Annotated in this window: 22 protein-coding genes; 8 read left to right on the top strand and 14 right to left on the bottom strand. The window is 64.2% G+C overall.

The window, feature by feature from the left end; all coding sequences use genetic code 11:
• Positions 1–63: 63 nt before the first annotated feature.
• On the top strand, positions 64–372 hold the full coding sequence (locus tag GRI89_RS02005; protein WP_159791674.1) for a hypothetical protein: 309 nt from the start codon (positions 64–66) through the stop codon (positions 370–372).
• Between the two features lie 25 nt (positions 373–397).
• Here the strand turns inward: GRI89_RS02005 and GRI89_RS02010 are convergent, their stop codons facing one another.
• Positions 398–1,429 (bottom strand): proline iminopeptidase-family hydrolase, encoded by a 1,032-nt coding sequence (locus tag GRI89_RS02010; protein ID WP_159791676.1) that lies wholly within the window; start codon positions 1,427–1,429, stop codon positions 398–400.
• A gap of 108 nt (positions 1,430–1,537) precedes the next feature.
• On the opposite strand from GRI89_RS02010, the gene GRI89_RS02015 reads away from it, so the two are divergent.
• The 4 genes from GRI89_RS02015 (at position 1,538) to GRI89_RS02030 (ending at position 6,362) form a co-directional block, all read left to right on the top strand.
• Entirely contained in the window at positions 1,538–1,729 is a 192-nt protein-coding gene (locus GRI89_RS02015; RefSeq protein ID WP_328598034.1) for a ribbon-helix-helix domain-containing protein, read from the top strand.
• Positions 1,726–2,103 (top strand): PIN domain-containing protein, encoded by a 378-nt coding sequence (locus GRI89_RS02020; protein ID WP_159791678.1) that lies wholly within the window; start codon positions 1,726–1,728, stop codon positions 2,101–2,103. The genes GRI89_RS02015 and GRI89_RS02020 overlap by 4 nt, the downstream gene beginning before the upstream one ends.
• A 6-nt stretch (positions 2,104–2,109) precedes the next feature.
• The gene (glmS, locus tag GRI89_RS02025; RefSeq protein WP_159791680.1) at positions 2,110–3,933 is read left to right on the top strand and encodes a glutamine--fructose-6-phosphate transaminase (isomerizing); all 1,824 of its coding nucleotides are present in this window, start codon (positions 2,110–2,112) and stop codon (positions 3,931–3,933) included.
• 548 nt (positions 3,934–4,481) lie between these two features.
• Positions 4,482–6,362 carry a putative bifunctional diguanylate cyclase/phosphodiesterase gene (locus GRI89_RS02030; RefSeq protein WP_235912685.1) on the top strand — a complete coding sequence of 627 codons (1,881 nt, stop codon included), beginning with the start codon at positions 4,482–4,484 and terminating at the stop codon, positions 6,360–6,362.
• Between the two features lie 18 nt (positions 6,363–6,380).
• Here GRI89_RS02030 and purQ read toward each other — a convergent pair whose 3' ends face one another.
• A complete protein-coding gene (purQ, locus tag GRI89_RS02035) occupies positions 6,381–7,052 on the bottom strand; it encodes a phosphoribosylformylglycinamidine synthase subunit PurQ (protein ID WP_159791682.1) in 672 nt (223 codons plus the stop codon).
• The gene (gene purS, locus GRI89_RS02040; RefSeq protein ID WP_159791684.1) at positions 7,052–7,303 is read right to left on the bottom strand and encodes a phosphoribosylformylglycinamidine synthase subunit PurS; all 252 of its coding nucleotides are present in this window, start codon (positions 7,301–7,303) and stop codon (positions 7,052–7,054) included. Before purS ends, purQ begins: the two co-directional genes overlap by 1 nt.
• A 230-nt stretch (positions 7,304–7,533) precedes the next feature.
• On the opposite strand from purS, the gene GRI89_RS02045 reads away from it, so the two are divergent.
• Positions 7,534–9,753, top strand: coding sequence for a TonB-dependent receptor (locus GRI89_RS02045; RefSeq protein ID WP_159791686.1), 2,220 nt, complete (start codon positions 7,534–7,536; stop codon positions 9,751–9,753).
• On the opposite strand, the gene GRI89_RS02050 is transcribed toward GRI89_RS02045, so the two are convergent.
• The 3 genes from GRI89_RS02050 to GRI89_RS02060 form a co-directional block, all read right to left on the bottom strand.
• Positions 9,747–12,617, bottom strand: a complete 2,871-nt coding sequence (locus GRI89_RS02050; RefSeq protein ID WP_159791688.1) for a M16 family metallopeptidase — start codon at positions 12,615–12,617, stop codon at positions 9,747–9,749. The genes GRI89_RS02045 and GRI89_RS02050 overlap by 7 nt on opposite strands.
• Positions 12,618–12,924: 307 nt before the next feature.
• Positions 12,925–13,725 carry a phosphoribosylaminoimidazolesuccinocarboxamide synthase gene (gene purC / locus GRI89_RS02055; protein WP_159791690.1) on the bottom strand — a complete coding sequence of 267 codons (801 nt, stop codon included), beginning with the start codon at positions 13,723–13,725 and terminating at the stop codon, positions 12,925–12,927.
• 158 nt (positions 13,726–13,883) lie between these two features.
• Positions 13,884–14,294 carry a hypothetical protein gene (locus GRI89_RS02060; RefSeq protein ID WP_159791692.1) on the bottom strand — a complete coding sequence of 137 codons (411 nt, stop codon included), beginning with the start codon at positions 14,292–14,294 and terminating at the stop codon, positions 13,884–13,886.
• Between GRI89_RS02060 and GRI89_RS02065 the strand changes: the two genes are divergently transcribed.
• Positions 14,293–14,805, top strand: a complete 513-nt coding sequence (locus GRI89_RS02065; protein ID WP_159791694.1) for a cupin domain-containing protein — start codon at positions 14,293–14,295, stop codon at positions 14,803–14,805. The two genes, GRI89_RS02060 and GRI89_RS02065, sit on opposite strands and share 2 nt — an antisense overlap.
• Position 14,806: 1 nt before the next feature.
• Here the strand turns inward: GRI89_RS02065 and GRI89_RS02070 are convergent, their stop codons facing one another.
• Genes GRI89_RS02070 through GRI89_RS02080 form a run of 3 tightly spaced genes read right to left on the bottom strand, consistent with a single transcriptional unit; the run spans position 14,807 to position 17,900 of the window.
• On the bottom strand, positions 14,807–16,105 hold the full coding sequence (locus GRI89_RS02070; RefSeq protein ID WP_159791696.1) for a cation:proton antiporter: 1,299 nt from the start codon (positions 16,103–16,105) through the stop codon (positions 14,807–14,809).
• A gap of 46 nt (positions 16,106–16,151) precedes the next feature.
• Positions 16,152–17,033: a metal-dependent hydrolase gene (locus GRI89_RS02075; protein ID WP_159791698.1), complete on the bottom strand. Its 882-nt coding sequence runs from the start codon at positions 17,031–17,033 to the stop codon at positions 16,152–16,154.
• 60 nt (positions 17,034–17,093) lie between these two features.
• Complete coding sequence (locus GRI89_RS02080; protein WP_328598035.1) at positions 17,094–17,900, bottom strand: metal-dependent hydrolase; 807 nt, start codon at positions 17,898–17,900, stop codon at positions 17,094–17,096.
• A gap of 93 nt (positions 17,901–17,993) precedes the next feature.
• Between GRI89_RS02080 and GRI89_RS02085 the strand changes: the two genes are divergently transcribed.
• Positions 17,994–18,584: a TetR/AcrR family transcriptional regulator gene (locus GRI89_RS02085; RefSeq protein ID WP_159791700.1), complete on the top strand. Its 591-nt coding sequence runs from the start codon at positions 17,994–17,996 to the stop codon at positions 18,582–18,584.
• On the opposite strand, the gene ygfZ is transcribed toward GRI89_RS02085, so the two are convergent.
• The 5 genes from ygfZ to GRI89_RS02110 all read right to left on the bottom strand — a co-directional run bounded on the left by ygfZ (position 18,581) and on the right by GRI89_RS02110 (position 22,943).
• Positions 18,581–19,309, bottom strand: a complete 729-nt coding sequence (gene ygfZ / locus GRI89_RS02090) for a CAF17-like 4Fe-4S cluster assembly/insertion protein YgfZ (RefSeq protein WP_159791702.1) — start codon at positions 19,307–19,309, stop codon at positions 18,581–18,583. The genes GRI89_RS02085 and ygfZ overlap by 4 nt on opposite strands.
• A 45-nt stretch (positions 19,310–19,354) precedes the next feature.
• Positions 19,355–19,735, bottom strand: a complete 381-nt coding sequence (locus GRI89_RS02095; RefSeq protein ID WP_159791704.1) for a response regulator — start codon at positions 19,733–19,735, stop codon at positions 19,355–19,357.
• Positions 19,736–20,836: a PAS domain-containing protein gene (locus GRI89_RS02100; RefSeq protein ID WP_328598036.1), complete on the bottom strand. Its 1,101-nt coding sequence runs from the start codon at positions 20,834–20,836 to the stop codon at positions 19,736–19,738.
• 63 nt (positions 20,837–20,899) lie between these two features.
• On the bottom strand, positions 20,900–22,675 hold the full coding sequence (locus GRI89_RS02105) for a sodium:solute symporter family protein (protein WP_159791706.1): 1,776 nt from the start codon (positions 22,673–22,675) through the stop codon (positions 20,900–20,902).
• Positions 22,676–22,679: 4 nt separating this feature from the next.
• Positions 22,680–22,943 carry a DUF4212 domain-containing protein gene (locus tag GRI89_RS02110; protein ID WP_159791708.1) on the bottom strand — a complete coding sequence of 88 codons (264 nt, stop codon included), beginning with the start codon at positions 22,941–22,943 and terminating at the stop codon, positions 22,680–22,682.
• Positions 22,944–23,018: the final 75 nt, after the last annotated feature.

Raw genomic sequence — 23,018 nt, forward strand, 5'->3', positions numbered from 1 at the left:
CAGCCTTGCTGCCGTGGTGCGGCTCCCAGGTCGTGCCGATTCTCTAACGGGACGAGGAACACCATGACCGACCGATACGAGGGCAAGCCCTTCCTGCGCCTGCTCGACAGCTATGTTCTCGACGCCATCGGCCACCTCGACGAAGCCCACGCGACCTGGCTGATCGCGGCCGAACCGAATTTCCGACACGATTTCGGTGAGACGGGTGGCTGGCGCGAGATCGTCGAGGCGCGGATGCAATTTCCTCCCGGCATGGCAGCGGCGATCCGCGAACTCTGGGACAAGGGACGCGCCAAGGCACAGGCGGCCGGGATCGAACCCCAACCGGGACACTTCGTGGTCCAGTTCGTCGACACCAATTTCCCGCACTGAACGAGCGCGTTAGAAGCCTTTCGCGCTAGTCGAACTTCTTGAGGAAATCGGTCAGCGCCTTGGCGTAGTTCTGCTGGTCGTCATAGAGCGCGAGGTGGCTGCCTTCGGGCATGAAGGCGTACTCGCCCTTCGGAAGCTCCTTGGACATTTTCTCCATGTAGGCCGGTTCCATGGTGTCGTACTTCGCGCCGATCACCAGGGTCGGCACCGTGATCTGCTTGAGGTCGTCGAACCGGTCCCAGTTGGCGAGGCGTCCGCTGGCGCCGAGCTCGCTCGGGCCCTGCATCAGCGTGTAGACGTGCTCGTTGGCGATGTCGAAAGAATGCAAGACGCCGAAGGGCCACTGGTCCATCGGGCGGCGCAGGAAGTGCTTCTCGTAAAACTCGGGAATCAGAATGCCCAGGTAGCGGGGATCGTCAGTCTTGCCCTCGGCCTCGAGCTGTTCGACGAGCTTGAGGTCTTCCGGCTTGAGTTGGGGCTTCAACACCCTGTCGGCGTATTCGTTGTAGGCGGGGATCGAGGCCATCATGTTCGAGATGATCAGGCATTTCAGTTCGGCCTGGTGCTGCAGGGCGTATTCGATCGCGAGGATGCCGCCCCAGCTTTGACCGTAGAGGCAGAAGTTGTCCTTCGTCGCGCCGATAGCGGTGCGCACCTGTTCGACCTCGTCGACGTAGCGGTCGATGGTCCACAGGTCGTCGTCATCAGGGCGGTCGCTGAGGCCCGCGCCGAGCTGGTCGTACATGTAATATTCGACGCCGGCACCGGGCAGGATCGAGCCGAGCCCGTCGAGGTAGTCGTGGCCCATTGCCGGACCTCCGTGAAGGATGAGCAACTTGAGGTCGGGATTGTTGCCGACGCGCTTCACCCAGACGTTGAAGTCGCCCTTCTGGGTGCGGATCGGGACCATGCGTACGCCGCCGGCCCACGCGTCGGGGTGGGAGGAGTTGTCGAAATAGTTGGACGCCTCATGTTGCGCGGCGGGCTCGCTGCCGCAGGCGGAGAGCAGGGACGCAAACGAAATGGCAAGCAAGGCGCGGTAGAAATTGCGGATCATCTCCGGACTCCCCCATGCGGTGTAGTTGTAAGCATGTTAGCGCAGAGAAGCGGGCAAGAAAATCGAATCGCTTGCATTGATATCGATATATGATATCGCGATATCATAGTGCCCAGGATTCTAGTCGACCTTGCCGATGAAGACGTAGCCTGGCTCGATCGCCGGGCCGCTGCCGAGGGGAAGTCGCGCGCCGCCGTGCTGCGCGATGCGGTCGCCGCTTACCGCGCCGAAGTCCAAGCCGGCGGAATCGAGCGCTATTTCGGCATCTGGCAGGGCCGGTCCCACGGCGAAGGCGAATGAGTGCGGCTCTCTTCGACACCTGGATCCTGCTCGACGCATTGCGCGGGGTAGATGAGGCCGGGACCGAGTTACAGCGTTACTCCCGCCGTTACCTCAGCCGCATCAGCTGGATCGAGGTGATGACCCACGGCCTGCCCGGTGACGCCAAGCGCACCGAGAGCTTCCTCACGCATTTCACCATCGTCGAGCTGTCGGAGGAAATTGCCCGCAGCTCGGCGCAATTGCGCGGCCAGCGCCGCGGTCTTACCTTGAGCAACGCCATCATTCTGGCGAGCGCGCAAATCGCGGGTCACATCCTGGTGACCCGCAACACCCAGGCGTTCCCGGCACAGATGCCGGGAATACGTATCCCTTACACGATCGAGGAAGGTTGACCTCCCATGTGCGGAATCATCGGCATCGTCGGCAAGGAGCCCGTGGCGGACCGTCTGGTCGAAGGGCTCAGGCGGATGGAATACCGCGGTTATGACAGTGCCGGTATCTGCACGCTGTACGGCGGTGAGCTCGTCCGCCGCCGCGCCGAGGGCAAGCTGTTCAACCTCGCGCTGGAACTCGAGCGCAACCCGGCGCCAGGCGAAGTCGGCATCGCCCACACCCGCTGGGCCACCCACGGCGCGCCGACCACCAACAACGCCCACCCGCACGCGACGGGCGAGGTAGCGCTGGTCCATAACGGCATCATCGAGAACTTCCGCACGCTACGCTCCGAGCTGGAGAAGCGCGGCCGCGTCTTCGAGAGCGAGACCGACACCGAAGTCGTTGCCCACCTCGTGTCCGAGCAGGTCGAGGCCGGCAAGTTGCCGGAAGAGGCTGTACAAGCTGTCCTGCCGCGGCTGCGCGGGGCTTTCGCGCTCGCCATCGCCTTTCGCGCCCATCCAGACACCCTGATCGGTGCGCGGCTCGGTTCGCCGCTGGTCGTCGGCTACGGCGAGGGTGAGACCTACCTCGGTTCGGATGCGCTGGCGCTCGCGCCGCTGACGCAGAAGATATCCTACCTCGAGGAGGGCGACTGGGTCGTCGTCACACGCAACGGGGCCGAAATCTACGACAAGGGCAACCGGCCGGTCGAACGCGAGATCACCACATCCGGCGCGTCTGCGGCAGCGATCGAGAAGGGCAATTACCGCCACTTCATGCAGAAGGAGATCTTCGAACAGCCGACGGTGGTGGCGCAGACGCTGCGCAGCTACCTGCGGCCGATCGAGCAGCAGGTCGCCTTGCCGCAGCTCGACTTCGACATCAGCAAGATCAACCGCGTGACGATCGTCGCCTGCGGCACCTCCTATTATGCGGGGATGGTCGCAAAGTACTGGTTCGAACAGTTCGCCCGCACCCCGGTCGACATCGATTACGCCAGCGAGTTCCGTTATCGCGCGCCGGTCCTCGAACCCGGCGGGCTGGCGCTTTTCATCTCTCAGAGCGGGGAGACCGCCGACACCCTTGCGGCGCTGCGCCATTGCAAGGCCGAAGGCCAGACCATCGCGGTCCTGGTCAACGTCCCCACCAGCTCGATGGCGCGCGAGGCGGACCTGCTCCTGCCGACCCACGCCGGCCCCGAGATCGGCGTTGCCAGTACCAAGGCATTCTCCTGTCAGCTCGCCGTGCTCGCCGCGCTCGCGGCCCACTTTGCCGTGCGCAAAGGCCGCATGACGCACGACGAGGAGGCCGAGGTCGTCAAGCACCTGATGGAGGCTCCCGCGGCGCTCAACGCGGCGCTGGCGCACGATGATGAGATGGCCGCGATGGCACCGCTCATCGCCCCGGCGCGCGACGTGCTTTACATTGGACGCGGCCCGGACTTCCCGTTGGCGCTCGAAGGCGCGCTGAAGCTCAAGGAAATCAGCTACATTCACGCCGAAGGTTATGCGGCAGGTGAAATGAAGCACGGCCCAATCGCACTGATCGACGAAGCGGTGCCGGTGATCGTCCTCGCGCCGTCTGGCCCGCTGTTCGAGAAGACCGTTTCGAACATGCAGGAAGTGCGGGCGCGGGGCGGCAAGATCGTTCTGATTTCGGACCGCGAAGGTCTTGATGAGGCGGGTGAGGGCTGCATGGCGAAGATCGAGATGCCACGCGTTCACCCACTCATCGCACCGTTAGTCTATGCCGTGCCGGTGCAGCTCCTCGCTTACCACGTTGCAGTGTCCAAGGGCACCGACGTCGACCAGCCGCGCAATCTGGCGAAATCGGTGACCGTGGAATAACCTTAGAGAACATGCATTTCAGGACCCGCTGATTTACTCGGCTTCAACGTTTGGCTGGGTAAGTGGCAAGGGTGAGCGAAAACCATGTCGCATTTCCCCAACTGCCGCTAACATTATCGGCGGCGGAACTGCTTGGGCTCAAGCAGCCTGCGCAGGGCAGCTACTTGCATATCCGCGCGCTTCAGTACGCGGCCCTTTACAAGGGATCAAGAATCAGGCTCGCTGGTCACGCTCTGGCTACGCTGATCACGGTTGGGCTGTTCTTCGGCAAGGTCCCGACCTTTTTCCTCGCTGCATGGATACCTCTAGTGTCTGTCGGGCAGTGGAATGCTGCTCGCATAGATCGTGCCTTGGCCAAGGCAGACCATCGGATCATGACGCACTCGGAAGTTAGGCGTCATTCGGGGGGCGTCGCTGGGGCAGCGCTGCCCTGGGCGTTTGCGCTCCTCGGCTTCACTTGGTTCGGTGACCCGTTTGACGGCGTCGTTCTTTGGTGCTTGGTGGCGATGCTGATTGCCGGTTCGGCGCTGCTAATGTCCTCGGCACCTATGGCAACCTTCATCTTCGCCTTGCTCACCGGTGCGGCCGCCATCGTCTACTTCGCCCTGCACCTGCAGATTTACCTTGTCGCCGGAGTAGCAGGTTTCGTCTTCACTTCCTGCTACGGGACAATCCACGTATCGCGGACGTTCCTCGCGGCGCAGATTGCCGAGGCAGGTGTGGCGGAAAAGGCGGAAGTGGTTTCGCTCTTGCTTCGCGAATTCGAGGAGAACGAGGCTGACTGGCTGTGGCAGGTCGACACCAATCGCCGCATCCGCTCGGCCAGCCCGCGCTTCGCCTATGCTCTCGGCCGCGACGCCGGCGAGATCGAGGGCATCTCGTTCATCAAGCTCGTTGCCGGTTCGGCGTGGGACAGCGGCCAGTTCGCTCCCAGCCTCCACGACCTCGCCGAACGGCTCAAGCGACGCGAGAGCTTTTCCAACCTACTCGTCCAGGTCGAAGTCGGCTCGGGCCGCCGCTGGTGGGAAATTTCCGGCACGCCGATGCGCGACGACAAGGGCAACTTCGTCGGCTTCCGTGGGGTCGGTTCGGACGTGACCGAACAGCGCGAATCGTCGGAAAAGATCGCCTACCTGGCGCGCTACGATACGCTGACCGGCCTGCCGAATCGCCTGATGGTGACCGAATCGCTCAAGGAAGCACTGCGCTACAGCGAGCAGTGGCGCACCCGCTGCGCCTTCCTGATGATCGACCTCGACCGCTTCAAGGCGGTCAACGATTCGCTCGGCCACCAAATCGGCGACCAGATGCTCGCGCAGGTCTCGCAGCGGCTCGAATTGCTGGCGACCGAGAACGAGATGTGCGGCCGGCTCGGTGGCGACGAGTTTGCCGTGGTGATCCGCGATGCCTCGGACCGCGGCGCCGTCGACCGCTTCGCTCACAAGGTCATCGACGCGCTCTCGCAGCCCTACGTCATCGAGAACAACACGCTCTATATCGGCGCCAGCGTCGGTTCGGCGATCGGTCCGCGCGACGGCGATTCAGTCGAGATGCTGATGCGCAACGCCGACCTCGCTCTGTATCGTGCGAAGGACGAAGGCGGCGGCGATCACTGCAAGTTCGAGCCCACGCTCCACGCCGAGGCCGAAGAGCGCCGCAAGCTCGAATCCGCGCTACGCTTTGCCACCGCCAAGGACGAGCTCCTGCTCAACTTCCAGCCGGTGGTCGATGCCAACAGCGAGCAGGTCGTCAGCTTCGAAGCGCTGGTCCGCTGGCAGAGCGAGGAGCATGGCTTCGTTCGTCCCGACAAGTTCATCCCGCTGGCCGAGGATACGCGCCTGATCGTTCCGATTGGCGAATGGGTCCTGCGCGAAGCGTGCCGCCAGGCGGTGCTCTGGCCCGATCCGATCAAGGTCGCCGTCAACGTCTCGGGCGAACAGCTCCTCGAGCCCGGTTTCGCCAGTTGCGTCGTTCGTGCGCTGTCCGACAGCGGACTGCCGGCACAGCGCCTCGAGGTCGAGGTCACCGAAAGCATCTTCGTTCGCGACGCGCAGATTGCGCGGCAGGCGCTCGAAGAGGTCATGGCACTGGGTTGCTCGATCGCGCTCGACGACTTCGGCACCGGCTATTCCTCGCTCGGCTACCTCAGGGCGCTGCGATTCTCGACCATTAAGGTCGACCGCAGCTTCGTCCAGGGTGCGGCGCAGAAAAGCCCGGAGAGCCTTGCGATCATCAATGCCGTGGTGGCGATGGCCAAGAGCCTCGATATGACCACCACCGCCGAGGGCGTCGAAGACGCACAACAGGCCGCGATGATCCGCGACATGGGCTGCACCAAGATCCAGGGATTCTACTTCGGCCGCCCGATGCCGGCCGCCGAAGCCGCGGTCATCGCAGAGCGCAGCAAGACCGGGCGGGTCGCTGCCTGAACTTGCCTGGGGTGGGCCTCAGGCCCCGACCAGGTCCTTCAACGCCGCTTCGAACAAGGCACGGCCGTCGCGGTTGCCATGGGCAGCTTCGATCGCCCGCTCGGGGTGCGGCATCATGCCGAGCACGTTGCCGGCCTCGTTGAGCACACCGGCGATGCTGCGCTGCGAACCGTTGACCTCTTCGCCATAGCGGAACGCCACGCGGCCTTCGCCTTCGAGCCGGTCGAGGGTCTCGCTGTCGGCGAAGTAGTTGCCGTCGTGGTGCGCCACGGGAAGGCCAATGACCTGCCCGGCGTCATAGCCGGAGGTAAACAGCGACTGGTTGTTCTCGACCACCAGCGGCACGGTGCGGCAGGTGAAGGTCAGCTGCGCGTTGCGCATCAGAGCGCCGGGCAGCAGGCCGCTTTCGGTCAGCACCTGGAAGCCGTTGCATACCCCGAGCACCGGCACGCCGCGTTCGGCGGCGGCGATCACAGCGCGCATGATCGGGCTACGCGCCGCCATCGAGCCGCAGCGCAGGTAGTCGCCGTAGGAAAAGCCGCCAGGCAGGGCGATGAAGTCGAGCCGTTCGGGCAGTTCGGCGTCGCCGTGCCAGACCCGGATCGCCGGGATGCCCGAAACCTCTTCGAGGGCAACCGCCATGTCCCGGTCGCAGTTCGATCCGGGGAAGGTGACGACCGCGGCGCGCATCAGGCGGCGCCCACGGTTTCTGGCAGCTTCTCGATCCGGAAGTTCTCGATCACCATGTTGGCGAGCAACTTGCGGCACATGTCGTCGAGCGCCTCGTCGCTGGTATCGTCGGCAACGTCGAGCTCGATCAGGCGACCGACGCGGACGTTTTCCACCCCGGCGAAGCCGAGGCCTTCGAGGGCGTGGTGCACGGCGCGGCCCTGCGGGTCGAGAACGCCTGGCTTGAGGCTGACGGAAACGCGTACTTTCATGGGCAAGTCCTTGGGGCAGGGCGTTAGACTCGCGCGCAGCCTATGGCGAAGCGACGACGGGTGGGCAAGTGCCCGACCGTGCAACATGTCGCAAACTTGCAACATTGCGGCAAATACGGCGCGCTCATCCACAACAGGAGCAGTCTTCAACTCGTAAATTTCGCCAATCGTGGCAAATGCTGCACCGCAACAGCCACGTGACGCCCAAACGGGTGAACAAGGGGATCGCCATGACCGCATTCAACCACACTTTCCGCCGCCGCTTGATCGGTGCCAGCCTTGCCTCTCTCATGCTCGGCGGTTTCGCCCAGCCGGCCTTCGCGCAAGACGAGCCTGCCGCCGAGAGCGATACCGACGAAGGGACCATCCTGGTTACCGCCAACCGTCGCGAGGAAGACATACAGGACGTTTCGGTTTCGGTCGCCACGATCGCCGCCGATCAGATCCAGACCATTTTCGACACGGGTGCGGACACCACGGCGCTCGCCGCCCGCGTCCCCGGCCTGTTCGTCGAGAGCTCCAACGGCCGCGCTGCGCCGCGCTTTTACATCCGCGGCCTCGGCAACACCGACTTCGACCTCGCCGCGTCGCAGCCGGTCTCGGTGGTGATGGATGACGTGGTGATGGAAAACGTCACCCTGAAGAGCTTCCCGATCTTCGACGTCCAGCAGATCGAAGTCCTGCGCGGCCCGCAGGGCACGCTGTTCGGGCGCAACACCCCGGCCGGCATCGTCAAAATCGACACCGTGAAGCCCTCGTTCGACACCAATGCCCGCGCTTCGATCGGGTTCGGTTCGCTCGGAACGATGGTGGTCGACGCCGGTGTCGGCGCGCCGATCGGCGATAATGTTGCTGGCCGCATCTCGTTCATGTTCCAGAGCCGCAACGACTTCGTCGATAACGGCTATACGGGCGAACAGGACAAGTATGGCGGCTATGTCGACCTGGCCGTGCGCGGTCAGCTGTTGTTCGATTCGCACGACGGCTTCAGCGTCCTGGCGAGCGGCCAGTATCGCAAGCTGGACGGCACCAGCACACTGTTTCGCGCCAATATCCTTGGTCCCAGCAACAACGAGCTGAACGGCAACTACAAGCGCCGCACGGTCTATTACGACGCCGGTGGCGGCAATGAAGCCAACTACAAGATGTACGGCGGCACGCTGAAGGCCGACTACGAATTCGAGGGCGCGACGCTGACCTCGATCACCGCCACCTATCACAGCGAAGGCTCGAGCCGCGGCGACATCGACGGCGGATACGGTGCCTCTTTCCTGCCGTTCATGGGCCCGGGCTTCATTCCGTTCCCCTCGGATACGAAGGATTCGATCGACCTCGACCAGTTCACCCAGGAAGTTCGCCTTGCCTCCGACGGCGATGGTGCCTTTACCTGGCAGGTCGGCGGGTTCTATTTCGACAGCGACTTCACTGTTCTGACCGAGGGCTTCACCTTCCCGCCCCCGGTCGAGGTGCGCCACCAGAACGAGAGCTGGGCCCTGTTCGGCCAGGTCGGGGCGCAGCTCGCCGATAGCGTCAAGGTCACCGCCGGCCTGCGCTACACCGACGACCAGAAGGACTTCTCGGTGGTTTCGGGTTCGGGCCCGAACGACCGCAGCGTGGGCGACAGTCGCCTGAGCTGGGATCTTTCGGCGATGTTCGACGTGTCGTCCGACGCCAGCCTCTTCGCCCGCGTCGCCAGCGGCTTCCGCGCGCCGACGATCCAGGGCCGAGACGTGGCCTTCTTCAGCCCGCCGTCGATCGCCACCTCGGAAAAGATCATGTCCTACGAACTCGGCTGGAAGAGCCTGTTGGCCGATCGCCGGGTGCGTCTCAACGGTGCGATCTACTACTACACCGTCACCGACCCGCAGTTCAGCGCGGTCGGCGGGGCGGCCAACCTCGTGCAGCTGGTCAACGCCAACAAGGGCGAGGGCTACGGGTTCGAACTCGACAGCTCTTTCGACGTCTCCGACAACTTCGTCGTGACCGCAGGCGTCAGCTACAACCACACCGAAATCAAGGACGACACCCTGCTGGTCGGTATCTGTGCCCAGTGCACCGTGCTTGATCCGCTGGTGAACGTCGGCGGCACCAACCGCGCCCTGATCGACGGCAACCCGTTCCCCAATGCCCCGCAGTGGATCGGCGACGTCACCGCGCGCTGGTCGACACCGGCCGGTCCGAACGGCGAAGTCTTCATCTTCACCGACTGGTCGTACCAGGGCAAGACGAGCTTCTTCCTCTACGATTCGGCTGAATTCGTCACCGACGGCCAGTTCGAAGGCGGCTTGCGGGTCGGTTACGCCACCAACAACGGCATGTGGGAAGTGGCGGCGTTCGTCCGCAACATCACCAACGAAGACAACGTGAAGGGCGGCATCGACTTCAACAACAACACCGCGTTCGTAAACGATCCGCGCGTGATCGGCGTGTCGGCCCGCTTCAACTACTGAGCAGGCGCCTTGCTGCGCGGCACTACGTCGATTTCGAGCCTTTGGGCCGGATCGAGGTAGCGCCGGGCGGTTGCCTGCACATCCTCGGCCGTCAGCGCCGAAAGCTTTTCCGGCCCGGACTTGAAACGGGCCAGCCGCTCGGGCTCGCTCTGCGCATCGTCGGCCAGGTTGATCCAGCCGCGATTGGTCTTCAACGCATTCTCGTACTGTTCGAGCAGCGGCTTGCGCGCGCGAAGCAGCACGTCGGCATCGACAGGCGCGTCGACCAGCGACCTGACCGTCTCGAGCATCGCCGCGCGCGCCGCTTCGAGCTGGCTGTAGTCGACCGCCGCGGAGATGGTGAAGGTGCCGTAACCGGGATAATCGCGCGACTGGTTTGAGCTCACGGCCGGTGAGTAGGTCTGGCCCAGTTCCTCGCGCAAGTTGTCGGTCATCTCGACCTGCATGATCGCCTCGAGCAGTTCAAACCGCATGACCTGGTCGAAATCGCTGTCGTCGGTGGTAGGCCAGGTCATCTGCAGCAACGCCTGGTCGTCGGGTCCGTCGTGCGCCACCACTCGGGTCGAACGGTCGGCGGTGAAGATGCGTGTGTCGTTGTCGTCGTAATTGCGGAATTCGGCTTCTCGTTGCGGAATGGCGCCGAGCGTCCTTGCGACCAACGCGATTGCCGCCTCAGGTTCGAAATCGCCGACCAGCGCCAGTTCGGCGGCGCCATGTGTCATGCGATCGCCGATTGCGTCGCGCAGTCCGGCGAAGGTGAGGGCGAGATAATCTGCCTCGGGCTGCAGCGAGAAGCGCGGGTCGCCATCGGACTGGATTCGCCCGGCGGCGGCATTGAGTGCGCTGCCCGGTGTGGCGGTGAGCCGGGCAAAGGTGTTCTCGATGCCGCGCCGGTACTGCACCTCGCCTTGCGGCCGGTAGCCGAGATCGGTCAATGCCGCGGCGGCAAGGTCCAGCTGCAGCTCGAGATCGCGCGGGGTCGTCATCCCGCCCATCATGAAGGTGTCGGCGTCGGCGGAAATGTTGAAGCCGACGCTGCGCCCGGCGAGGATCGATTGCAGCTCGTCGAGCGAATGCTTGCCCAGTCCGCCGACCGGAAGCGAACTGGTCATCGCCGTCGCCAGAGGGTTTTCGCGCGTGTCGAGCATGTGCCCGCCGTCGACATTCAGTTCCCACGACACCCGGTCGCGCTCGAGTTCGGTCGGCCTGAGGTTGAGCTTCAGGCCGTTGGCGAATCTGATCGTGCGGATGCCGAACAGCGGCTCGACAGTATCGGACACGACTGTGCCAGGCGCGCCGAAGTCGGTATATCCGAACCCGGCCAGCGTCGCCTGTTCGTCCTGCGTGAGTTCGGCCTGCATACCTTCGTTCCACGCCGCGCGCAGGGCCTCGGCACCGCCTTCGGGTGCGGTGCGCCCCTCGAAGCGGATCATCGGGTTGTCGAGCGGCAGCATTTCCTGCCGCAGCGCCGCCATCACCGTTTCGGGCGTGACCAGCGGTTCGACCTGCCGGTAACGTTCGAGCGAGCTTTCAGGGGTGGTCGGGATCTGCTTTTCGTAGAGCAGGGACAGCGCGGCACCGACAAAGGCGTCGTTCGGGCGCGTGTCGGCCCCTGCGGCGGCATTTTCCTGCGCTGTACGGATATTGGCGAGCTGTTCGTCAACTTCGGCTTGCGTGACTCCGAAAGCCAGCGCCTTGCGGTATTCGGCTTCGGCCACGGCCAGACCGCGCTTCCATTCGCCTTCGGCGGCGTCGACGATCAGGTTGGTGGTGCGTCCCTCCCTGAACACGTCGCCGGTGCCCACGCCGGCGCCGCGGAACGGCGGATCATCGATCCGGGCGAGGCGCTGCAGGCGACGGTTGATGATGCCGTACCCGATCGAGCGCATCAGCTTGACCCGGCGGGTGGCGATGACGTCCGGCTCATCCAGAAATGGGCCAGTGACCGAAACGGTAACTCGTTCCGACAGTGCCGGGTCGAGGTGGATGTCGGTCTTGCCGCGCAGCCCGTAGTCGATCGGTCCCACGTTCGGCTGGGGCAGGGCCGGGGGGCCTTGCCAGCTGGCGAAGTGCTGGCGGATTTCGGCCTCGACCTGCGCGGGATCGAAATCGCCGACGACTATGATCGCCGCGTTGGATGGGCGGTAAAGCCGCTGCCACAGACCACGCAGCTTCTCCGACGTCGCATTCTGCAGCGTCTCGGCCGTCCCGATCGGCAGGCGCCGGGTCAGCAGGGCCCCGGGATACTGGAAGTCGAGATTATCGAGCGTGTTGCGATAGGCGAAGGTGTCGCCGACACGCTTTTCCGAAAGCACAACGCCCTTTTCGCGGTCGATCGCCGCCTGGTCGAATTTCAGCTCGCTGGCGATCTCGCGCATCAGCATGAGCGAGCTGTCGAGCAACTCGCTGTCGTTACGCGGCAGGTTGAGCTTGTAGATCGTCTGGTCGAAGCCGGTCGAGGCGTTGGTGTCAGCGCCGAACGCCAGCCCCTCACGCTCGAGCAACCGGATCATTTCGCCTTCGGGAATGTGGGTCGAACCGTTGAACGCCATGTGCTCGACGAAGTGAGCATAGCCTTGCTCGTCGTCGGCTTCCGACATCGAACCGCCGTCGATCCACATCCACACCATACCCTGTCCCGCTGGCGTGGCGTTGTGCCGGATGATGTAGCGCATGCCGTTGTCGAGTTTGCCGAAGCGATAGTCGGGATCGACCGGAAGGTCGCTGGCCTCGAAGGCCCAGTCGGGTTCCGCAGCCTGGGCGGCGACCGCTGCTTCCGGCACCTTCGCCGCCGCGGGAAGCGGGGCCAGGAGAAGTGCGGTGGATGAAAGTAGGAGAGCGGGCAGCAGGGCGCGAATGTTCATCGCCAGCGTTAGTGGCGCAGGAATCCTGAACGGGCAATGGCCTCTGCGCTGCACCCATGCTGCACGCGACAAACCATTTTCCTACACGCCGCCCGGTGCATAAGGGGGCTGATTCGCTCTTGTCCCGACACCGGAGACGCGAATTGTGCTGCTGCCTGGAAGTCCCCTGCCGAACCGACGCGATGCACAGGCCGCGCCGGCACTGCGCGAGTTTTGCCCCAGGACATTGTCAGATGTGTGCACAGCGTGTAAACTTCTCCGAAGTGCGGCCGGTGAGGCCGTCCCGCCGTATCGGCGGGGGCAAGACTTACTTCTTCTTGGCCGGGGCCCCGCGCAACTTGGTGCGGTGGGCGGTCAGGTCGAAGACTTCACCCGGACCGCCGTCTTCCTGCAGCAGGCCAAGTCGGCGGGCGACTTCCTGGTAGGCCTCTTCCTCGCCGCCGAGGTCGCGGCGGAAGCGGTCCTTGTCGAGCTTCTCGCCGCTCGTCATGTCCCACAGGCGGCAGCCGTCGGGGCTGATCTCGTCGGCGAGGATGACGCGCGAATAGTCGCCGTCCCAGATGCGCCCGAATTCGAGCTTGAAGTCGATCAGGCGGATGCCGATCGCCGAGAACATGCCGGACATGAAGTCGTTGATGCGGATCGCCATCGACGACATGTCCTGCATCTCTTCGTTGCTGGCCCAGCCGAAGCAGGCGATGTGCTCTTCGGCCACCATCGGGTCGTTCAGCGCATCGTCCTTGAAGTAGTATTCGATCAGCGTGTGGGGCAGCGGTTCGCCTTCCTCGATGCCGAGGCGCTTGGAGATCGATCCGGCGGCGACGTTGCGCACCACGACCTCGAGCGGGATGATCTCGACCTGGCGAACGAGCTGCTCGCGCATGTTGAGGCGGCGGATGAAGTGCGTCGGGATGCCGATGTGGCTGAGGCGCGTGAAGACGTGCTCGCTGATGCGGTTGTTGATCACGCCCTTGCCGTTGATCGTGCCCTTTTTCTGGGCGTTGAAGGCGGTGGCATCGTCCTTGAAATACTGGATCAGCGTGCCGGGCTCGGGGCCTTCATAGAGAATCTTGGCCTTGCCTTCGTAAATCTGGCGGCGACGGGACATGTCAGTGACCTTGCTCTGGCCCTATTGCGGGCGAAAAAACGAGAGCGCCCCGGCGAACGAAGCAGTCGCTTCGTGCGGGCCCGGGGCGCGTTTGATGAAGCCTATACACCGCTCTGCCGAGTCTCGCAATTGGGCCGCCTCGGTGGCGGGCGGCCCGGCTATTCGGATTGTGAGTGGAGCCAGCCCTGCTTGAAGAAGATACAGACGAGCATAAGGTCGTCGAGATCGGTTTCCTCGTCCCAGCCGTTCCTTTCGAGTTGGGCGACGAGATAGTCCGTCTCCTCGTCGTCGGATGCGCCGTCGCGGACCATTTCCAGGCTAGTTCGGCAAATCTCGATTTGCGCGAGGATGGCTTTTTCGGTGCGGGGGATCGCTGCGGCGGGCTGGGGGAGGGCGAGCAAGGTGGCGGAGATGACAAGCGGCAGATATTTCATGGTTTCCCCCCGAAATGGACACGCCGATGTTATCGTGAAGTCCTGCAGCGACAACAGCAATTTCGCGACATGTGAGCGAATTGCACCTAGACCCGCGGCAAGAGCAGCCGCGACTGCATCAGGGGAGGACTTCATGAATACCGACCGCCGTACCGTTATCGCCGCCGGAACTGCGCTGACCGCGCTGCTGGCCACAGGGGCCTGCGCACAGGAAGACAACGGCGGGTCGCCACTGCCCGATGGACCGGCGAAGGGGCCGTCGGGGATCATGGAGATCATCCACATCTACGCCGACGAGGAAGGCGTGAGCCATGTCGGCAAGGTCAGCGTGCAAGGCACGCCGAAGCCGCTGCCGGTGACTGCGGTTGTCGCCACCTCGATCGCACAGGGGACCGAGGACTGGCACCAGGCGCCGCGCAAGACCTTCACCATCAATGTCGTCGGCGACATCGAGTGCGAGGTGGGCGACGGAACCAAGATCCCGATCGGCAAAGGCGACCTGGTCTACCTCGAGGACATGACCGGCAAGGGCCACGTCACCCGCCTGCTGACGCCGGTTGCCAACCTGTTCCTGCAGATGCCCGACGACTTCGACATCGTCGCATGGGCCAACGCCCCGGTGGATGCGAACGCCGCGAACGGTTGATCTAGTGCAGGGTCTCGGGCACTTCGTCCGGGTCTTCTTCGCGCTCCTGCCGCCGCTCGATCATCCGGCCGAGCGTCGCGCGCTGGACCAGCACCGAGAACAGCACCGCGGCAAAGGTTGCGGCGAGCAGCAGGTCCCGGGTTACGCCCTCAGGTAACGATAGGACCAGCGCGATCGAGATGCCGCCGCGCAGGCCGCCCCAGACCAGCACCTGCCAGCTTCCCGGCGCCTGCGGCTTTGCGGCGGGCACGGCACGGGTCGAGAGCGAAACCGAGAGGGCGCGAGCGAACAGCACCACGGGAACAGCCAGCAGGCCGAGCTCGACGTGCGGCAGCCCGGGGACGATGACGATCATCTCCAACCCGATCAGCAGGAACAGCGCCGAGTTGAGCATCTCGTCGATCAGCTCCCAGAATTTGATGACGTAGTCGCGGGTCGTGTCGCTCATCGCGTAGGTCACGCCGTGGTTGCCGATCAGCAGCCCGGCGACCGCCATCGCCAGCGGACCGGAGACGTGCAGCGCGCTGCACAGCGCATAGCCGCCCATCACAACCGCGAGGCTGATCGTCACCTCCAGCGCGTATTCGTCCATCGACCGCATCGCCCGGTAGCCGAGCCAGCCGACGATCAGGCCGACGAGGATGCCACCGCCGGCCTCGATGGCGAACAGGTGGGCGCCTTCGAGCAACGAGAAGTCCTGCCCGGTCACCGCCGCGCCGAGCAGGATGGTGAAGACGACGATGCCGACACCGTCGTTGAACAGGCTCTCGCCCGCGACGATGGCCTGCAGGCGGCCGGGCACGTTCTCTTCCTTGAGTACGCCGAGCACCGAGACCGGGTCGGTCGGGCTGATCAGCGCGCCGAACACGAAGTACCAGATCGGCGCAATCGGCAGGCCAAGCGCGGTTCCGATGCCCCACATCATGACCCCGACCAGCACGGTTGAAATCAGCACACCGACCGTAGAGAGCATGAGGACCGGGAACCAGTCCTTGCGCAGGTTCTCGAGATCGACGTGGAGCGCGCCGGCGAACAGCAGGAAGCTTAGCATCCCCTGAAGCAGCGTGTCGGTAAAGTTCATCTGCTCGAGCAAGGCGCGCACGCTGTCGTCGAGCGTCACTGCCGGAATGAAGGCATTGGCCAGCAGCAGCGCGATCGAGGCGACCGCGCCCATCACCGTCAACCCGATGACGTGGGGCAGCTTGAGGAAGTGGTGATTGAACCAGCCAAGGGCGGCGGCGGCGACCACAACAATGGCGCCGAGTTCGAAAGCGTCGAGGGCCTGAGCTGTTTCGTGCATGCCTTCGGGATAGCGTGCCGGGCGGGGCACGCAACCCGGTGCCGAACTATTCCTCCGGCATCACCGCGTCGGCGAAGTCGCTCTCATAGCGGACGATCAGGGCGCGGTCGTCGCGGTTCCACGGGTGGAAGCCGGGCAGGAAGTAGGCGATCCACGCCGGTAAGATCCGCCGCAGTACACCGGGCTTGCCGACCAGGTACCAGGTGAGCTTCGCACGCGCCTTCCAGCCGGTAATCCCGTCCTGCGCCATCATGTCGAGCGCATCGTGGCTGCGGTGAGTGATGAAGCGCCAGGTGATCAGCAGCATGGTCAGCGACTTGAGCTTCCAGCGCCGGAACCGCGGCCAGCCGCGCGTGGCGTGAAGGTAGGTGTCGAAAGCCACACCCTTGTGCTCGATCTCCTCGACCGCGTGCCAGCGCCAGATGTCGGCCTGCGGGCCGTGCGGGTCGAAGAACGCCTTGGGGTCCTTGAGGAACAGGTGGGCGAACATCGCGGTGAAGTGTTCGAGCGCGATGGTCACGCCGAGCTGCACGACCGGCGGGCGGGTGCGGGCGACGGCGACGTTGTGAGCGATGCGCGCCTCGATCCCGCGCATGTCGTAGCCGCTCTCGGCGGCAGCGCGGTTGAAGGCGAGGTGTTCGCGGGTGTGGTTGACTTCCTGCTTCACGAAAGCGCGGATTTCGTTCGCGAGGCGGGGCGGGGCGTCGTCGCGGAACGCCTTCACGCTTTCGATGAACAGCCCTTCGCCGAGTGGAAAGCTGGCCGAGAGCGAATTCATCCACGCCGTTGCCACTGGATCGCCATTGCACCACCAGCGCTGCATCGTCTCGCCACGGCCGAACCGGCTGTCGCGCGGAGTGATCGTCAGGTCCGCCGGGGTCGGCGTCTGTCGGGTCTCCGGGCTGTCGATCCTTGCGGGGGCATTCATGGCACGGCTCCGTTATCGGGCGGAGATATGCTTCACTTACATCACTGTCAATAAGTGGTATCAACCAGGCATTGCCGCCGCCTCGTATGGGCTGTCGTAGCGCTGGATCAGCGTACGGTGATCGCGGTTCCACGGGTGGAAGCCTGGCATCAAGATCGCGGCCCAGTGAAAGAGCATCCGCGCCATCATGCCCGGTGAGAGCCACAGGAACTTGTACAGCCGCCACCTTGCGTTCCAGCCGGTGATGCCGTCCTGCGCCAGCAGCCCGAGCGCGTCGCGCACGCGGTTGCGGAAGAACTTCCGGGTAATCCTGGCGGCCACCATCGCCCGGGTCGAATAGCGTTTCCAGTTGCTCCAGTCGCGCGTCGCCCACAGCCACACGTCGAACACCAGCCCCTTGTGCTCGAGCTCTTCGATGGCGTGCCACTTCCACAACTCGGCGGCGTCGGGATTGGCGCCCTCAAGGTAGCGCGGGTCGGTCAGCAGCTTGTGGCTGATGCTGGCCGCAAAGTGTTCGAGCGCAATCGAGACGGCAAGACTGATCTCGACCGGCTGTCCGCGCGCGAGGCTGAGCATCTGTTCGATGCCGACGCCGATGCTGTCGACGTCATAGCCGTATTGCCCGGCCTGGCGGTTGAACAGGTTGTGTTCGCGCGCGTGGTTCATTTCCTGTCGCACGAAGGCGCGGGCCTCGGCCTCGAGCTTTTCGGGCAATTGGCCGCGATAGCCCTGGACGATCTCTACGAAGAACTGCTCGCCGCGCGGCAGGCTGGAACTGACAGAATTGTACCAGGCAGTTGCTATTGGATCGTTCGAATGCCACCAGCGTTCGGGCGAGTTTTCCCGGCAGAATTTCTTGTCTCTCACGCTGAGGACAAGTCCTTTCGGCGTCGCGGTCGGGCCGAATTCGTGATGAGACACTTCATTCACGTCCCGGATTTCTATTAAGCATCAGTAATTATGGCAAGTCGCAAGCGATTAACCCCGGCAGAATCCAGAACAGCCGCGCTTGAAGCGGCTCGTGTGCTGCTGATCGAGACCGGGCCGCAGTCGGTTACGCTGAAGGCCGTGGCCGGCCGCATCGGCAAGACCCATGCCAACCTGTTGCATCATTTCGGCTCGGCTTCAGGGCTGCAGAAAGCACTTGCAGAGCACCTGGCCCATACCGTGTGCGAAACGATCGCCGACGCCGTGCGCGCGACCCGCGCCGGAATCGGCTCCCCGCGCGAAGTGGTCGACCTTACGTTCGATGCCTTCGATCGGGAAGGAGCGGGAGCGCTGGCCAGCTGGATGCTGCTGTCGGGCAACGAGGATGCGCTCGACCCGGTGGTGGAATCGATCCACGACCTGGTCGACGAACTGCGCCCCGAGGAAGCCGGACACGACAAGGCCGGCCGTATGCACCGTGTGACGCTGACGCTCGTCCTGCTGGCGCTAGGCGATGCCCTGCTCGGCCGGCAACTCGCCAATTCGCTCGGCCTCGAACGCAGCGCGGCGCGCGACACCGCCGAAAGCTTACTGACCGCGAACCTGGCGACCGAGGAGGCCTAGCTCGAAAGTACCATCCAGCTTGGCGTGTTCGCCGGGTCGATGTCGTCGATCCGCAGGTGATCGACGGCGAGGCCATGGTCGGGATGGTCGGCCTTCCGGCGCTTCTCGTCCGACTTGTCGAGCGGCACCACCAGCAGGCGGCGGTTGACCTTTTGCCGCCAATTCATCCGCGCAGTGTTTTCCTGCCCGATGTAGCAGCCCTTGGTAAAGCTGACGCCGTTGAGTTCGGCGGCATTTGTTTCGAGCCACAATATGTCGCCGAGTTCGGCGCGGCCCTCGGGCACCCCGAGGGCGAGGCGGTGCTTCGTCCAGGCCTCATCGACGGTCTCGTCGTCGGGCTGGCGCTTGGCAATCCAGCGTTCGCCGAGGTCGTGCAGGCGCGGGTCGGGCGCACCTCCATCGCCGAGTTCGGCCTGCCAATATACCCCGAGGGTATCGTCGCGCTCGATCGAGATCTTGCGGCGCAGGCGGTAGAGCGAGAGGCGCCTGGCGAGATCATCCGCTGCGTCGGCTTCGCAATCGAGCAGCAGCGAGTCGTCCGCGCCCGGCCAGACGATGAAGTCGAACATGGCCTTGCCCTGCGCCGTCAGCAGCCCGGCATAGGCCGGCAGTTCGCCAGTCACGTCGTTGGTTGCGAGACCCTGGAGGAAGGCCGCGACGTCCTCACCCGGTTCTTGCGGTGAGAGGCGCAACAGGGCGCGGCTGGCGAGGCGTGGAGCGGGCATGCTCCGCAAGTTGGCACCGTCGCCGCCGGAATCAATAGGACAGGTTCAGCCGCATTTGCGGCCGACGCATTCCATCGCTGTCGAAATGACGTGGTTGGCGTTGGCCGGCTTAGGAATGAGCTGCGCGTTGAGCGAGCGCACGGTCTCGTTCTGCCGGTCGAGATCACCAGAATGCAGGATATAGGGAATGCCGCGCCGCTCCAGTTCGCGCGCCACCGGCTCGCAAGTCTGACCTTCGCCGAGATTGACGTCGAGGATGCCGACGCGGACCGGCCTTTCGCTGTCGAGGTGCTTCATCGCCTGCTTGACGCTGGTCGCGCACAGTGCGTTGCAGCCGCAGGCCTCGGCCGCGAATTCGAGGTCCATCAGGATCATCGGCTCGTCCTCGAGAAGGAGGACGTGGCAGCTGCCTTCGGAATCGCACATTTAGGAGGCCTTCCAGATGGGGACGCGCGCGACGGCGACGAGGCCGTCCTCGTGCCATTCGCGGTCGATACAGCCGTTGCTGAAGCGCAGCAGTCGGTCGATGATTTCGTTGCCCGATCCGCCCTTTGCATCGGCCGGAATTGTGACCTTGGGACCGAACTTCTCGCGCCAGGTCACTTCGACCACGCGCTGCTCGTCTTCGCCCTTTTCCTGCCAGTCCACCTCGACCAGCCCATCGTCGCGAGTCCAGGCTCCGTGCTTGGTTGCGTTGGCGGCGAGTTCGTGGAGGACGAGGCCGATGCTCGAAACGGCCGCAAAGGGCACGCGGATGCCATTACCGAGCAGGCGCAGGTGGCTTTCGCCGACATCGTAGGGCGAGAGTATCGCGCGGATCGCCTGGCCGATCTCGATGCGCCCGGCCGACGCATCGTCGAGCGTCGTCTCGTAGGCGCGGCCGAGCGCCTGGACGCGGTCGTTGATTTCCTGTGCTTCGGATTCGATGCCGCGCATCCTCCCGGTGACGTTGACGATCCCGGAGATGACCGAGAACATGTTCTTCATGCGGTGCGAAAGCTCGCGCGCCATCTCGCGGGCGTAGTGTTCCTCGGCGCGCGCGGCGCGAACGTCGGATACGTCCCACTGGCTGCCGAAGAAGTACTTCAGCTTGCCCTCGCTGTCGTAGATCGGACCGAGGTGCAGCGCGTTCCAAAAGCTCGAACCGTCCCTGCGGTAGTTGAGCAGTTCGACGACCACGACGTCCTCGTTCTCGATCGCCTGGCGCATCTTGCGCACCGGTTCGGGATCGGTCTCGGGACCCTGCAGGAAGCGGCAGTTCTTCCCGACGATTTCGGCCTCGTCATAACCGGTAAGGTTGCGAAACGCCTTGTTGGCGAAGACGATCGGCAGGTCGGGCTTGTTGGGGTCGCACAGGCAGATCGCCATACGCGTCTGCGCCATGGCTTGTTCGAATAGCACTTCCGATGCGCCGCCGAACCGTGCATCGGGATTTTCATCCCGGAACCGCTCGGGGCTGTCGTCGAAGTCTTTCGGGTTGCCCATCGCCTGAGACGGGCGCGAACGTTCCTGTTCGTCGTCGGTCAATGTCAGCTCGTTGAATTTGCGAAACCTATTTTGCCATCCAACGATGAAGCTCCGATGCGGTTCCTAGTGGCCGGTCGCGGCTCCTGCTCCGCGGGGGATGCGGATCGCCTCGACGAGGTCCTGAACGTCGGCCGGCACAGGGCGGGTGAAAGCCGATACCGAGAGAGCCACGGCGAAGTTGAGCACCATGCCGATCGAGCCGATTCCTTCGGGCGAGATTCCCAGCAGCCAGTTGTCCGCCACGTTGGCGGCCGGGTTCCACAATTTGAACCAGCCGATGTACGCGATGGTGAAGACAAGCCCGACGAGCATCCCGGCAATTGCGCCCTCGCGGTTCATCCGCTTCGAGAAGATACCCATGAAGATCGCCGGGAACAGCGTCGCTGCCGCGATGCCGAAGGCGAAGGCGACGACCTGCGCGACCCAACCGGGCGGGTAGATGCCGAGGTAACCCGCGATCAGCACGGCGGCGGTTGCAGCGAGCCGGGCGGCGGCGAGTTCCTGTCGTTCGCTGACGTCGGGGTGGAAGGTCTTCTTGAGCAGGTCGTGGCTTACCGCGCTCGATATCACCAGCAGCAGCCCGGCGGCGGTCGAAAGAGCTGCGGCGAGCCCGCCTGCAGCGACCAGCGCGATCACCCAGCCGGGCAACTTGGCGATTTCGGGGTTGGCGAGGACCATGATGTCGCGATCGACGTAGACTTCGTTCTCGTTTTTGGTCGCGGCGTTGTCGAGCAGGCGCTCCCCCGAAGGTCCGGTGGCCTCTTCGGTGTAGATGGGGGTGCCCTCAAAGGCGTCGCCGGGACGGTATTGCATCTTGCCGTCGCCATTCTTGTCGCGCCAGGCGATGAGGTCGTTGGCCTCCCAGTTGCGGAACCACTCGGGGCTGGAGGGATAGGCCTGTTCCTCGACGCTTTGCACGAAGTTGAGCCGGGCGAAAGCGCCCACCGCCGGGGCGGTGGTGTAGAGCAGGGCGATGAACACCAGCGCCCAGCCGGCGGAGATGCGCGCCGCGCTTGCCTTGGGCACGGTGAAGAAGCGGACGATGACATGCGGCAGACCCGCGGTGCCGACCATCAGCGCCAGCGTGATGGCGAAGACGTCGACGGTCGACTTGGTCCCCGAAGTATATGCGCCGAAGCCGAGATCCTGCAGCACCATGTCGAGTTTCTGCAGCGCGTAGAGCCCGGAACCGTCATTAAGGTGTGACCCCAGCCCGATTTGCGGCAGCGGGTTTCCGGTCGCCAGGAAGCTGATGAAGAAGGCCGGCACGAGGTAGGCGAAGATCAGCACGCAGTACTGCGCCACCTGGGTGTAGGTGATGCCCTTCATCCCGCCGAGCACGGCGTAGACGAAAACAATCGCCATGCCGAAGATCACTCCGAGATCGACCGAAACGTCAAGGAAACGCGCGAAGACGATGCCGACGCCGCGCATCTGTCCGGCGATGTAGGTGAAGCTGATGATGATCAGGCACACCACCGCCACGACCCGCGCGGCCTTTGAGTAATACCGCGCGCCGATGAAGTCGGGCACGGTGAACTGTCCGAACTTGCGCAGGTAAGGGGCGAGCAACAGGGCGAGCAGCACGAAGCCGCCGGTCCAGCCCATCAGGTACACCGAGCCGTCGTATCCCGAGAAGGCGATGATCCCGGCCATCGACAGGAAGCTCGCCGCGCTCATCCAGTCGGCTGCTGTGGCCATGCCGTTGACCACCGGGTGGACATGCCCGCCGGCGACGTAGAAGTCCCCGGTCGAGCGGGCGCGCGAGAGGACTGCGATGCCGATGTAGAGCGCGAAGCTCAGGCCGACGAAGAGGTAGATAAGCGACTGGGTCGACATCGGTTCAGTCCTCCACGCCGAACTTGCGGTCGATCCGCCGCGCCAGCACGACGTAGGCGAAGATCAGCACGAGGAAGATGTAGATCGAACCCTGCTGGGCGAACCAGAAGCCGAGAGGGTAGCCGCCGATGCGCCACTGATCGAGCCACTCACGCAGCACGATTCCGGCGCCGAACGAACAGGCGAACCAGATCGCCAGCAGGCTGCCGACCAGCCTGAGGTTGGCCCGCCAGTAGGCCCGCGCCCGCTCGGCTTCGTTCTCATCCATTCCGGAAATCCCCTCTCCGTGTTCTCCCGCACCTTGTCTCGGGCAAGCGGATGCTTGTGGCAAGCCCCCGCGCGT

The sequence above is a fragment of the Croceibacterium salegens genome (assembly GCF_009827435.1).
Taxonomy (GTDB): Bacteria; Pseudomonadota; Alphaproteobacteria; order Sphingomonadales; family Sphingomonadaceae; genus Croceibacterium_B; species Croceibacterium_B salegens.